Origin of the sequence: Kribbella aluminosa (assembly GCF_017876295.1) — a bacterium.
Lineage (GTDB): Bacteria > Actinomycetota > Actinomycetes > Propionibacteriales > Kribbellaceae > Kribbella > Kribbella aluminosa.
This window is the reverse complement of sequence record NZ_JAGINT010000002.1, coordinates 404714-416822: the sequence shown is the minus strand read 5'-3', so window position 1 is coordinate 416822 and position 12109 is coordinate 404714. Positions and strand designations below refer to the sequence as shown.

Genomic DNA, 12109 nt, shown 5'->3' with positions numbered 1-12109 from the left:
ATGAGCACCTCTCTCTACGCGCTGTCGTACGACGCAAACGATCCGGCCGGGCTCGCGCGGTTCTGGGCCGGCGTACTCCGGTTCGAGCCGGCTGAGGGGAACGAGTTGGTGCCGAAGGACAACACCGGGTTCCGGCTGCGGTTCCTGCCGAGCGACGTCGCGAAGGACCGGCCGAACCAGATCCACTTCGACCTGACCAGCCAGACGCCGGAGCAGCAGCAGGAGACCGTCGCCCGGGCGCTCGAGCTCGGAGGCCGGCACATCGACATCGGCCAGAAGCCCGAGGAGGGTCACGTCGTACTCGCGGACCCGGAGGGCAACGAGTTCTGCGTGATCGGGGCCGGGAACAACTTCCTCAAGGACACCGCGTTCATCGGCGCGCTGTCGTCGGACGGCTCGCAGGCGGTCGGGTACTTCTGGAGCAAGGCGCTGGACTGGCCGCTGGTCTGGGACCAGGACGAGGAGACCGCGATCCAGGCGCCGTCCGGCGGACCGAAGATCACCTGGGGCGGCCCGCCGGTGAACCCGAAGCCCCCGAAGAACCGGCTGCACCTGGACCTGGTCGCGGACGGCGACGTCGATGCCGAGGTCGAGCGGCTGGTGGCGCTCGGTGCGACCCGCCTGGAGAGCGGCCAGGAGGGCGCCGCCGCGATCCCGCTCGCCGACCCGGACGGCAACGAGTTCTGCATCCTGATCACCCGACCGGCCTGATTCCCGCCCCGACTAGGGTCGTACCCGACGCCTAGGTTGAGGGAGACGTTGTGACTGGTCGGTTGGCGAACGAGGTTGTGCTGGTGACGGGGGCCGCGCGCGGGATCGGCCGGGCGGTCGCGGTGAAGGCCGCCGCGGAGGGGGCGGCGGTCGGGCTCGTCGACATCCTCGCGGACGAGCTGACCGCGACCACCGCGGAGCTCGCCGAGACCGGCGCGAAGGTGGCCGCGGCGGTCGGCGACATCACCGACGAGGTGTCGGTCCGGCAGGCGGTCGGCAAGCTCATCGACGACCTCGGCGGCCCGGTCACCGTGCTGGTCAACAACGCCGGTAAGAACTCGTACGCCGACCCGGCCCGGATGTCGGTGTCCGAATGGGACGACGTGTTCGACGTCGACCTGAAGGGCGCCTTCCTGATGTCCCGCCAGGTGCTGCAGCCGATGATCGACGCCAAGCGCGGCTCGATCGTGAACATCGCCTCGATCCACTCGAAGCTCACCCAGGCCGGCATGTTCCCGTACGCCGCCGCGAAGTCCGGCCTGGTCGGGATGACCCGCTCGCTCGCGCTCGACGTCGCGCAGTACGACATCCGGGTGAACGCGGTCAGCCCCGGCTACATCGCCACCGACCTGCTCGAGGAGTTCTTCGACACCATCCCCGGCGAACGCGAGAAGGCCCTCGGCGTGCACCCGCTCGGCCGGATCGGCACCCCGGAGAACGTCGCCGAGGTGGTCTGCTTCCTCGCCTCCGAGGCCGCCGCCTTCGTCACCGGCGCGAACTGGGCGGTCGACGGCGGCCTGGGCATCCGGTACGCCTAGCCGGTCGCACCAGGGTTGTACGCGCAGGCCGAGGTCAGGTCGCTGCCGTCCGTCGACGTGGGGCTCTGGTCGGGGCCGTAACCCTTCGATTCACTGACTCGGCAAAAAGTTGGCATGATCGACGAAGTGACCGACAGCCAGATACGACAGACGCTGGTACGGCGGGCCGGGGCGGACGATGCGGAGTCGCTGGTCCAGTTACGCGCGCTGATGCTCGCCGCGATGGGCAACGACGTCGGCGGGCCGGACGCACCGTGGCGGGCCGGTGCGCGCGAGTGGTTCGCCGGGCAGCTGGCGTCGCCGGACACGTTCGCGGCGTACGTCGTCGAGGACCCGAGCGCCGGCGTCGTCGCCGGTGCCGCCGGCAACGTGTACGCGCATCCGCCGGGTCCGCGCGACTCGTCGACCGTTCGCGGGCACCTCTACAACGTCAGCACACACCCGGACTTCCGGCGCCGCGGTCTGGCCAAGGCGTGCGTGGTGGCGCTGGTGGACTGGTTCCGGGACGAGACCGCCGTCGGCCAGATCGAGCTGCACGCAACCGACGAAGGCGTCGACCTCTACCGGGGCCTCGGCTTCATCGAGTCGGCGTACCCGACGCTGCGCTTCCGGACCACCAAGGCGTAGCCCGGCTGGTCAGGCGCTGTCGGTCTGGATGATCGACAGGGCGTTGCCCGCCGGGTCCTTGAACCAGGCGATCAGCGGTCCCTGGCCGCGGTAGATCCCGAGCTCGTCCTGGTCGTCGTTGTACTTCTCGAACGTGACACCCGACTCGGCCAGCGCCCGTGCCGTCGCCTCGATGTCGTCGACCGGGAAGTTGAGCACGGTGTACTCCGCCGGCACGTGGTTGTCCTTCGGGTACACGAACACGGTGTTGCCGCCTGCGGTGCGCAGCTGCAGCGTCCCGTGCTCGTCACCGACGTCGAGACCCAACGTCTTCGCGTAGAACTCCTTGGCCCGCGGCACGTCGTCCACCGAGAACCCACTGAACGCCTTGCTGTCGTGAAGCATCTGATGTCCTCCTAGTCACTCGACACCAGCTACGTCGATACCACCAACACGTTCTCGACACTAGTTGTGCGAAACCACCTGATGCGACGGATTCACGGCGGCGGCGACCGAGGCGGACTCGAGGCCGTCGGCGACCGTGTGCAGGAGGCGGACCAGGTGCGCGGCGTCGGTCGGGCCGAGGATGCCGGTGATGACGTCGAGGACGCGGACGGTGAGGCCGTCGAGCTGCGACAGCCGGGCCTGGCCCATGCCGGTGACGGTCAGCGTCGGGGTGGTCCGGACCATGCCGAGGGCTTCCAGGTCGGCGATCGCCAGCTCTGCCTCGCCCGGCGTGATGCCGACCTGCTTGGCGACCTGGTGTGCGGTCGTCCGGCCGTTCGCGATCGCGCTCAGCACCATCGCGGCCGGCATCTTGATCCCGACCGCCTCCTGCAGGCCGATGATCAACGGATGCGCATGCCCGCGGACGCGTTCGACCGCGTCCAGCAGCCGCAGTGCGTCGCCGACGTCACTGATCAGATGCTCCGTCTGGACGGCCGCGATGCCCGCCGGACCTGGCTGGACGGGAGACGGTACGACGCCGCCGATCACCCGTTCGGGGACGACGAGAGTGTTTGCCACGACGGGCTCCTCGACAGCTCCGGATCTGTTCGTCAGCGGCCTGATACCAGCGTCTTCGATGGTCACGCCTCCAGCGTACGGAGCGGTTCCGACAGCTTCGGCGTGTCTTTCCTGAGGAAACACTGTGAATCTCATGACGTTGCCGTGGCGAGATGCCTGTTCGCGGAGGTGCTCCAGTAATCGAACATATGCACGAAACAATGGGGTCCTGAGCGGTCCGAAAAAGTTTTGGCGATTGCCCAGAATTTCCGGAATCGAGCGTGACCTCGGCTCTCCGTACTCCGTTGGAAGTGACGTGACGGTGAACACAACACGGCGCACCGGCACCGCGCTCGCCCGCGTTTTCCAGGCCGACCACCCCTCGAAGTAACAGCCAGGAGGACCAGTGACAACCGCCACCGCCACCCAGACCGTTCAGCGCCGACGCGTGCGTGTCTGGTTCGGTGAGCACGTCATCGCCGACTACAACGCCGAGCCGGCATTGGCCGAGCGTTATGCAGACGCCATGAGCCGCCGGTTCGCTGGTCTTCGGGTCACGAACGACCCGATGCCGATGATCGACAAGCTCCCCGACCCCCTGCCCGGCGAGCGCATGTGGGACGTAGCGCCCCGCTGAGAAGAGTCTCCGGTACCTTTCGCGTTCCGTATCTCACCAGACAACCCACTCGGAACGACGCCAGGTCGAGCGCCTCACCTCGACCACCAAAGGGCCGGTATCGGGCGGCAGGCAAGTGTGGGCGTTCTGCCCCTCGCCTGCCGCCCTTTTTCTCCCCTGTGAAATGCGCCTGACAGCAAATCCCGTTCGCACCGGATCCCCCAGGTCCGGTGCGAATGTTTTTCATTTCTTCATGTAGTACTCGGGTTTCAGCTGGATCAGCTGGACGTAATTCCCGTCCGGGTCGATCACGGTCGCGAACCAGCCGAGCCCGCGGTCCTCCGGGTGCACCAGCCACTCGACGTCCAGGGTCCGCAGGTGCGCGGCCGCCGCCTCGATGTCGTCGACCGCGAAGTTCACGATGTGCCGCCCGGGCTCCGGGTTCTTGGCCGCGACATCGTCGCGCTGCTCGATCACCAGCCCGAAGCCGCCGAGGTCCAGGTTCCCGTACCCGTCGACCTCCGCCCGGAACCCGTCCCGGTACCACGCCTGCAACCGCTCGGGGTCCACGCTCCCGAGCAACATGCTGTTCAGAATCACGCTCATTCCTTCCGTTGGCGCTGACCCTCGGTACGTCGGAGCGGCCGCCCAACTCTCGACATGACCCGCTCGGTTCACCCGGCGCACATCTCGTGGTCATGGAAAACGGCGATGATCCCGCCGATTCCGCCATGAGAGGAAACCCGATGGGGCACTCGCACGACCACCCGCACAGTCATGACCACGATCACGGCCACAGCCACGACCACGGCCATGGGCACGACCACCACCACCCGAACACCGAGCTGGACCAGGCGACCCTGGCCGCGCTGGACACCTCCGTGCCGGACAGCGACCTGTCCCCGACCGAGGTGACCCGTCGCGGACTGCTGCGATCGGCCGGCATTCTCGGTGGTACTGCGGCGCTCGCGGTGACCGGTGCGCAGTTCGCGGCGGCGGCCGCGCCGAAGGACGGGTGGGTGTTCCAGCAGGGCAACCACCCCAAGGTCTGGCTGGCCGGCGACCACCACATCCACACCCAGCTCAGCTCGGACGGCATGTACCGCGTCATCGACCAGGCCCGGCACGCCACGGCGTACGGCCTGGACTGGCTGGTGATCACCGACCACGGCGGGGCGACGCACGCGCGGATCGGCGTCGACCTGGTCAACCCGCAGATCAAGGCGGCCCGTGCCGAGCTGCGCGACACGCTGATCTTCCAGGGCCTGGAGTGGAACATCCCGGCCGCCGAGCACGGCACGGTCTTCGTCGCGCCGGGCAACCGTGAGGTCGACGTACTGAAGCAGTTCGAGAACAGCTACGACGGCAGCGTGAAGAACGCGAGCTCGAACTCGCCCGCCAACGAGGCGCTTGCGGTGTCCGGCATCCAGTGGCTCGGCCAGCAGGTCGACAAGCGCCGGGTCGCGGACGCGCTGTTCCTCGCCAACCACCCGGCCCGGAACGGTATCGACAGCCCGCACGAGATCCGCAACTGGCGCGACGCCGACCCGCGGATCGCGGTCGGCTTCGAGGGCGCACCCGGGCACCAGGCGGCCGGCCTGCCCACCCCGCTCGGCGGCGGCAGCGCCCGCGGGTACTACGGCAACTCGCCGAACGCGAACTCGTTCCCCGGCTACCCGGCCGAGAGCTACCGCACCTGGGGCGGCTTCGACTGGATGACCGCGACCGTCGGCGGGCTCTGGGACAGCCTGCTCGCCGAGGGCAAGCCGTGGTGGATCTCCGCGAACTCCGACTCGCACGTCAACTGGAACGAGACCGCCCGCCGCCCCGACGGCTCCAGCCAGGCGCAGTTCGACCGCGACGGCCGGTACATGGACCCGGTCTACGGCAACGCGATCAACACCACCGCCGGTGACTTCTGGCCGGGCTACTACAGCCGTACGCACGTCGGCGCCGACCGTCGCGACTACCTCGCGGTGATGGAGGGCCTGCGCAACGGCCGCGTCTGGGTCGACCACGGCGGACTGGTCAAGGGCGTCGAGGTCGAGGTCCGCGAGGTCGGCAAGAAGTACGGCGAACCACTCGGCGGCGCGCTGCTGGTGAAGAAGGGCCGCGCGATCGAGCTGGTCGTCCGGATCACCACGCAGACGATGCCGAACTGGTCGAACTTCGTCCCGGCGCTGAACCGGGTCGACGTGATCCAGGGCTCGGTCACCGGGCCGGTCGCCGACAAGGACACGATGACCGCGCCGAACACCAAGGTCGTCAAGCAGTGGGACACCTCGGGCAAGCGCGGCACCTTCGAACTGATCTACCCGCTCGGCCGCGCCGACGAGGCGCAGTACGTCCGGGTCCGTGGTACCGACGGGAACCGCAGCCAGCCGGGGTACCGCGGCGCGGCGGTGGACCCGGCCGGGCCCAAGCTGGACGTGGTCGGCGACGCGGACCCGTGGGTCGACCTGTGGTTCTACACCAACCCGATCTGGGTGCTCCCCAAGTAAGGACACAACGTTGTGATCATCGCGATCGATGCCGACAGTGCGGACACGGCGGCGGCCGACCACCTGCTGTACGACTTGATCGACGGCCTCGAGCAGCCGGTCCTCGCCCTCACCCACATGGTGTCGGGCGCCGACCGGCCGCACGTCGCGGTCTCGTTGACCAGCACCGCCGACCTCGCCGACCCGATCCGCGCGATGGTTGCCGAACGCAACGTCGGGCTGGCGGTCACCCGGCCCGGCGCGTCCGAGCCGGAGCTCGCCGGGCCGAGCCGGCTGGTCCGCGGCGCGTACGTGGCCGCGGTCGAGGCGGCCCTCGGTACGACCGGACGCGTGGTGCGCTGGCCTGGTCACGAGCAGGCGCACGGCGTACTGCCCGCGGCCGAGCTGCGGACCCGCTGCGGCATCGATCACCTGGAGGGCATCGGCGGCGTGCCGGTCGAGGACGACACCTTGATCGACACCCTCGACTTCCTCCGCCCGGTCCGTCGCGACGGCCGGCTGGTCCTCCAGGTCCAGCCGGCCGCCGGCGACGTCCTGATCCCCTTCGAACTCCAGCACCAACAGAAGTGCTGCGCGGATCACTGATCCCAGGCAGCTGATTCCTGCAGTACGTCGGGGAGTTCGCCGATGACGCCGAGGCGTTGGGTGCAGCGGGTGAGGGCGACGTACAGGTCGCGCAGGCCGCGGGGTGACTCGATCACGATGCCGTCCGGGTCGACGACCAGCACCGAGTCGAACTCGAGGCCCTTCGCCTCGCGGGCGGTCAGGACCGTGACGCCGCTCAGCCCGTCGACCGCCTCCTGGATCAGCTCGAGCCGGCGGCGGGACGTGATCACCCCGACCTCGCCGTGCGCCGTCTCCTCGGCCGCCATCTTGTCGACGTACAGCGCCTGCTCGGCCGCCGGTACGTCGAGCTGCCACGGCCGCACGCCCGTCGACCGGACCGACCGCGGAGCCTTCGCGGACGGGTCGACCGCGCGCAGTACGGCGTTCGCCAGCTCCATCGCCTCGGCCGGGGTGCGGTAGTTCAACGTCAGCTCGGCCAGCCGCCACCGGTCGCCGAACGTCTCGCCGAGCGCGCTCGACCACGACGTACCGCCGCCGACCGAACTCGTCTGTGCCACGTCACCGACCACCGTCATCGACCGCAGTGGGCAGCGCCTGGCGATCGCCCGCCACGCCATCGGCGACAGCTCCTGCGCCTCGTCGACGATCACATGCCCGTACGTCCATCGGCGGTCCGCGGCGGCCCGGTCGGCCAGCGTCCGGTCGTCGTCGGCCTCGTACCGCTCGGCGAACGCCTCGGCATCCAGGATGTCCTTCGCGGTCAGGATCTCGGCCTCGTCGTCCTCGTCGAAGTCCGTCGACCCGGACCCGGAGAGTACGTCCAGAGCCCCTTGTGCATAAGCGATCGCGCGCGCCCGGGCGGCCCGCTCCCGCGCCGCCTCGGATCCGTCGTCGCCGAGCAGCTCCGCGGCCTCGTCGAGCAGTGGTACGTCGGCCGGGCTCCAGTCGGCGCCGTACCGCAGGAGGTGCTCGCGATCCAGCGCGGACAACTGCGGCGCGGCGGCCGCCAGCCGGTCCTCGTCGCCGTACAGCTCCTCCAGAAGCTTCTGTGGACTGAGCAGCGGCCAGAGTTGCTCGAGCAGGGCCTGTACTGCGGGCTCCGCGAGCACCTCGTTGCGCAGGTCGGCCAGGTCGTACTCGTCGAGCAGTTGCTCACCGTCGAGCGGGTCGGTGCCGATCAGCTCGGCGTACTGGTTCGTCAGGTGGTCGGTGATCTCGTTCAGGACGAACGGGCGCGCCTGATTGTGGGTGAGGTTGCGGTTCCGGACCCTGGCGTGGGTGGCACCAACGACCTCCGGGTCGAGGGTCAGCTCGGTGCGCTCGACGGTCACGTGCACCGGGCGGTCCGGGAGCCACTGCCGGTCGGCGACCGCCTGCGCTATCACGTCGGCCAGCACCGTCCGCCCCTTCACCTCGGCGCTCTCCGCCGACTCCGGGCGGGTGGCGTCGATCCCCGGGTACAGCTCGGCGATCGTGACCAGCCGGACGCCGTCCTCACCGAGTGACGGCAGCACCTGGCCGATGAACCGCAGGAACGCCGCATTCGGGCCGACGACGAGAATTCCACGCTTTTCCAGTTGCTCGCGGTACGTGTACAGCAGAAATGCCGCACGGTGCAGGGCGATCGCCGTCTTACCGGTCCCCGGACCGCCCTGGACGACCAGGATTCCAGGCAGCTCGGAGCGGATGATCCGGTCCTGGTCGGCCTGGATCGTCTGCACAATCGACTCCATCCGGCCGGTCCGGCGGGCCTCCAGCGCCTTCATCAGCACCGCTTCGCCGATCACTCCGGTCCCGGGTTTCGACGGGTCGGCGGCCTCCCGGCCGAGGTTGAGCTGCTCGTCCTGGACGTCGAGCACCCGGCGCAACCGGGTCTGTACGTGCCGGCGGCGGACGACACCGTGGTTCGCCACCGCGGTCGCGATGTAGAACGGCCGCGCCGCGGGAGCCCGCCAGTCGACGAGCAGCGGTTCGTACTCGTCGTCGTGCAGCCCGATCCGGCCGAGGTGCAGCACCTCGCCGTCGGCCGTGTCCAGGCGACCGAAGTACAGCCCCTCCTCGGCGGCGTTCAGCCGGGCCTGGCGGAGCTTGAGGTCCCGGATCCGCCCGTCCCGCTGGTGCAGTGCCTGGGCGTTGCTGGTGTGCACCAGTTCCTCGTCGTCGGTGCGTGCGTCGGTACGCTCGCGCTCGGCGTCGAGCGCGGCATAGAACGTTGTCAGGTGGTCCTGTTCAGACTCGACAGGATTCGGCAATTGCAACCCCTTGTGTTAAAATGCGAGCCGATGGTTTTCGGGCCGCATTTCCAAAACTCGCTTCGCGGCAGCCACAAATGCTTGAGTTTATCCGCTGACAGGGTTTTCCTGTAGTCGTGATTCACTCGATCGTCCCGCCGTACCTGCTCGAGCAACTCGAGCGGTCCGCGGGTGACCCCAGCGTCCGTGCCCGGATCCGGCAGTCCTTGCAGCACGACGCCGTACTGCGAACCCGGCCCGCGGCGGGCCGTGAGACCGCGACTGCGACGGGCGGTCGGCAGCGCAAGGTGTACGACGCCCAGAACGGCACGGACCTGCCCGGCACACTGGTTCGCTCCGAGGGGCAGGACCCTGTCCAGGACCAGCCGGTCAACCAGGCGTACGACGGCACCGGCGCGACCTGGACGCTGTACAAGGAGTGCTTCGGGCGGGACTCGATCGACGGGAACGGCCTGCTGCTGGTCTCGACCGTGCACTACGACCGCGGGTACGCGAACGCGTTCTGGGACGGCTCGCAGATGGTGTTCGGCGACGGGGACGGCGTGATCTTCGGCAACTTCACGTCGTCGATCGACGTCACCGGTCACGAGCTGACCCACGGCGTCACGCAGTACACCGCGAACCTCGACTACCAGGGCCAGTCCGGCGCGCTGAACGAGAGCATCTCCGACGTGTTCGGCTCGCTCGCGAAGCAGTACGCGAACCACCAGAGCGCGGCCGACGCCGACTGGCTGATCGGCGCGGGGCTGTTCCTGCCCGGCGTCCAAGGCCTCGCACTGCGGTCGATGAAGGCTCCCGGGACGGCGTACGACGATCCCCGCCTGGGTAAGGACCCGCAGCCCGCCGAGATGTCCGGGTACGTCGACACCCAGGACGACAACGGCGGCGTACACATCAACTCCGGCATCCCGAACCACGCGTTCTACCTGGTCGCCGCCGCGATCGGCGGCAACGCGTACGACGACGCCGGCAAGATCTGGTACAGCACCCTGACCGGCGGCAATCTCGCCTCCGCCGCCACCTTCAAGGACTTCGCCGAAGCCACCCAAGCCACCACCAGAACCCTCTTCGGCGACACCTCCACCCAGCTGGCCGCAGTCACCAAGTCCTGGCAGACCGTAGGCGTCCTCGACGACCGAACTCCCCTCATGAACGCCGCCCAAACCAACCTCCACACCACCACCCCGCCGGCCCGCGCCCGGGGAACCGCCGAGTGAGACGGTTTGACCTCAAGGCTTGTTGAGGTATTAGCGTCTTTCGGGTGACAGTTCATCCGCTCCGGCTCCTCGTGCTGACGCGCAATGTGGAGGCGGGGCGGTTCGGGACTGCGGTGACTGGGTGGTTTGTGGGAGAGATCGAGCGGGCGGACGAGTTCAAGCTCGAGCTGATCGATCTCAGCCGGACGCCGCTGGAGGAGTTGCCGGGGCGGGTCGAGGACGCGGATGCGGTGATGATCGTCACGGCGGAGTACAACCACGCGTACCCGGGTGATGTGAAGACGGCGATCGACGCGGTACGGCGGCCCTGGTACGCGAAGCCGGTCGGGTTCGTGGTGTACGGCGGGCGGTCCGGCGGGCTGCGGGCGGCGGAGCAGCTGCGGCTGGTCTTCGGTGAGCTGCACGCGGTGACGATCCGCGACAGCCTCGGCTTCCGCGAGGAGGACTTCGAGGACGGCGAACCGGTCGACCCGACCACCTCGACCGCTGCCGCGGCGCTGCTCCGGCAGCTCGCCTGGTGGGCGCGCTCGCTCCGCGACGCCCGGGCGAGCACGCCGTACCCCGGGTAGCGCGGCCAGCCCATCACCATCGCGGGCCTGCCCGACCGCCGTGCCCCGGACCGCCAGGCCATCACAATCGCGGCCCGCCCGACCGCGCCACGCTCAGCCGGCCCACGACCGGCCGATTGTGATGGCCTGGAGATCCGGAATACCTCCCGGCCCCCGCGCGTTGACACTCAGTCGTGAGCGCCGAAGCGATGCCCCTGTCCGTGCTCGACCTCTCCCCTGTGCCGACGGGCACGCGGCCGTCGGAGGCATTGCACGAGACGCTCGAGCTCGCCCGCACCGCCGAGGCGGCGGGGTATCACCGGTTCTGGCTCGCGGAGCATCACAACATCCCCAGCGTGGCGAGCTCGACGCCCGAGGTGATGATCGCGGCGGTCGCCGCGGCCACCTCGACGATCCGCGTGGGCTCCGGCGGGATCATGCTGCCGAACCACTCCCCGCTGAAGGTCGCCGAGACGTTCCGGGTGCTCGGCGGCCTCTACCCGGACCGCATCGACCTCGGCCTCGGCCGCGCCCCCGGCACCGACCAGCGCACCGCGCTCGCATTGCGCCGCAGCCGGGAGGCGCTCGGCGCGGACGACTTCACCGAGCAGTACGCCGAACTCCGCGCGTACGTCGACGGCTTCCCCGCGGGACACCCGTTCGAGCCGATCACCGCGCAACCGTCCGACGTACCGCTGCCGCCGATCTGGATCCTCGGCTCCAGCACGTACGGCGGTCAAGCGGCTGCCGCGCTCGGCACCGGGTTCGCGTACGCCGGGCACTTCGGGACGCTCGACCCGGCCGGCGTGATCTCGGCGTACAAGACGAACTACCGGCGCTTCGAGCACGACGGCGAACCGCAGGCGATCCTCGCGCTGGCCGCGATCGTCGCCGAGACCGAGGAGCGCGCCGCTCAGCTCGCCCGCGCGAACGCGCTCTCCATGCTCCGGCTCCGCTCCGGCCGTCCGGGCCCGCTTCCGTCCCCGGAGGAGGCGGAGGCCTACCCGTGGTCCGACGCAGAAGAGGCCGCTGTCGAGGAGTGGGCGAGTCTGGTCTCAGTCGGTACGCCGGACCAGGTCGCCGCCGACCTGCGCCGCCGGGCCAACACCGCCGGCGCCGACGAACTCATCATCACCACGAACATCCACAACCCGGCCGAACGCCGGCACTCGTTCGAGCTGCTCGCCAACGCCTGGGGCCTGAAGCCGCGCTGATTCGCGGACCTGCGCCACTCACCAACCGGCCGCCGGGCGGTGCGCTCCAGCCTT

13 protein-coding genes are annotated in these 12109 nt (G+C 69.4%); 9 read left to right on the top strand and 4 right to left on the bottom strand.

The window, feature by feature from the left end; translation table 11 throughout:
* From JOF29_RS23290 to JOF29_RS23280, 3 genes are all read left to right on the top strand, one after another.
* Complete coding sequence (locus tag JOF29_RS23290) at positions 1-711, top strand: VOC family protein (RefSeq protein ID WP_209696602.1); 711 nt, start codon at positions 1-3, stop codon at positions 709-711.
* A 50-nt stretch (positions 712-761) separates the two neighbouring features.
* Entirely contained in the window at positions 762-1529 is a 768-nt protein-coding gene (locus JOF29_RS23285; RefSeq protein WP_209696601.1) for an SDR family NAD(P)-dependent oxidoreductase, read from the top strand.
* A 114-nt stretch (positions 1530-1643) separates the two neighbouring features.
* A complete protein-coding gene (locus JOF29_RS23280) occupies positions 1644-2156 on the top strand; it encodes a GNAT family N-acetyltransferase (protein WP_209696600.1) in 513 nt (170 codons plus the stop codon).
* A 9-nt stretch (positions 2157-2165) separates the two neighbouring features.
* On the opposite strand, the gene JOF29_RS23275 is transcribed toward JOF29_RS23280, so the two are convergent.
* Together JOF29_RS23275 and JOF29_RS23270 are read right to left on the bottom strand one after the other, a co-directional pair.
* On the bottom strand, positions 2166-2540 hold the full coding sequence (locus JOF29_RS23275; protein WP_209696599.1) for a VOC family protein: 375 nt from the start codon (positions 2538-2540) through the stop codon (positions 2166-2168).
* Between the two features lie 60 nt (positions 2541-2600).
* Positions 2601-3161 carry a winged helix DNA-binding protein gene (locus JOF29_RS23270; protein WP_245359385.1) on the bottom strand — a complete coding sequence of 187 codons (561 nt, stop codon included), beginning with the start codon at positions 3159-3161 and terminating at the stop codon, positions 2601-2603.
* 385 nt (positions 3162-3546) lie between these two features.
* On the opposite strand from JOF29_RS23270, the gene JOF29_RS23265 reads away from it, so the two are divergent.
* On the top strand, positions 3547-3777 hold the full coding sequence (locus JOF29_RS23265) for a hypothetical protein (RefSeq protein ID WP_141856379.1): 231 nt from the start codon (positions 3547-3549) through the stop codon (positions 3775-3777).
* A 222-nt stretch (positions 3778-3999) separates the two neighbouring features.
* Here the strand turns inward: JOF29_RS23265 and JOF29_RS23260 are convergent, their stop codons facing one another.
* Positions 4000-4356, bottom strand: coding sequence for a VOC family protein (locus JOF29_RS23260; RefSeq protein ID WP_372446343.1), 357 nt, complete (start codon positions 4354-4356; stop codon positions 4000-4002).
* A 146-nt stretch (positions 4357-4502) separates the two neighbouring features.
* On the opposite strand from JOF29_RS23260, the gene JOF29_RS23255 reads away from it, so the two are divergent.
* Both JOF29_RS23255 and JOF29_RS23250 read left to right on the top strand, forming a co-directional pair.
* Positions 4503-6257 carry a PHP domain-containing protein gene (locus tag JOF29_RS23255; RefSeq protein ID WP_209696597.1) on the top strand — a complete coding sequence of 585 codons (1755 nt, stop codon included), beginning with the start codon at positions 4503-4505 and terminating at the stop codon, positions 6255-6257.
* 12 nt (positions 6258-6269) lie between these two features.
* Entirely contained in the window at positions 6270-6842 is a 573-nt protein-coding gene (locus JOF29_RS23250) for a hypothetical protein (protein WP_209696596.1), read from the top strand.
* Here JOF29_RS23250 and JOF29_RS23245 read toward each other — a convergent pair.
* A complete protein-coding gene (locus JOF29_RS23245; RefSeq protein WP_209696595.1) occupies positions 6836-9076 on the bottom strand; it encodes a HelD family protein in 2241 nt (746 codons plus the stop codon). The two genes, JOF29_RS23250 and JOF29_RS23245, sit on opposite strands and share 7 nt — an antisense overlap.
* A 116-nt stretch (positions 9077-9192) precedes the next feature.
* Between JOF29_RS23245 and JOF29_RS23240 the strand changes: the two genes are divergently transcribed.
* The 3 genes from JOF29_RS23240 to JOF29_RS23230 all read left to right on the top strand — a co-directional run bounded on the left by JOF29_RS23240 (position 9193) and on the right by JOF29_RS23230 (position 12055).
* Positions 9193-10293: a M4 family metallopeptidase gene (locus JOF29_RS23240; RefSeq protein WP_209696594.1), complete on the top strand. Its 1101-nt coding sequence runs from the start codon at positions 9193-9195 to the stop codon at positions 10291-10293.
* A 44-nt stretch (positions 10294-10337) separates the two neighbouring features.
* Positions 10338-10862, top strand: coding sequence for an NADPH-dependent FMN reductase (locus JOF29_RS23235; RefSeq protein WP_209696593.1), 525 nt, complete (start codon positions 10338-10340; stop codon positions 10860-10862).
* Positions 10863-11035: 173 nt separating this feature from the next.
* Positions 11036-12055 carry an LLM class flavin-dependent oxidoreductase gene (locus JOF29_RS23230; protein WP_307863628.1) on the top strand — a complete coding sequence of 340 codons (1020 nt, stop codon included), beginning with the start codon at positions 11036-11038 and terminating at the stop codon, positions 12053-12055.
* The last annotated feature ends 54 nt before the right edge of the window (positions 12056-12109 follow it).

Coding starts and splice junctions, on each gene's coding strand:
- JOF29_RS23290 (WP_209696602.1), top strand. CDS start 1: ATGAGCACCTCTCTCTACGCGCTGTCGTACGACGCAAACGATCCGGCC.
- JOF29_RS23280 (WP_209696600.1), top strand. CDS start 1,644: ATGATCGACGAAGTGACCGACAGCCAGATACGACAGACGCTGGTACGG.
- JOF29_RS23275 (WP_209696599.1), bottom strand. CDS start 2,540: ATGCTTCACGACAGCAAGGCGTTCAGTGGGTTCTCGGTGGACGACGTG.
- JOF29_RS23255 (WP_209696597.1), top strand. CDS start 4,503: ATGGGGCACTCGCACGACCACCCGCACAGTCATGACCACGATCACGGC.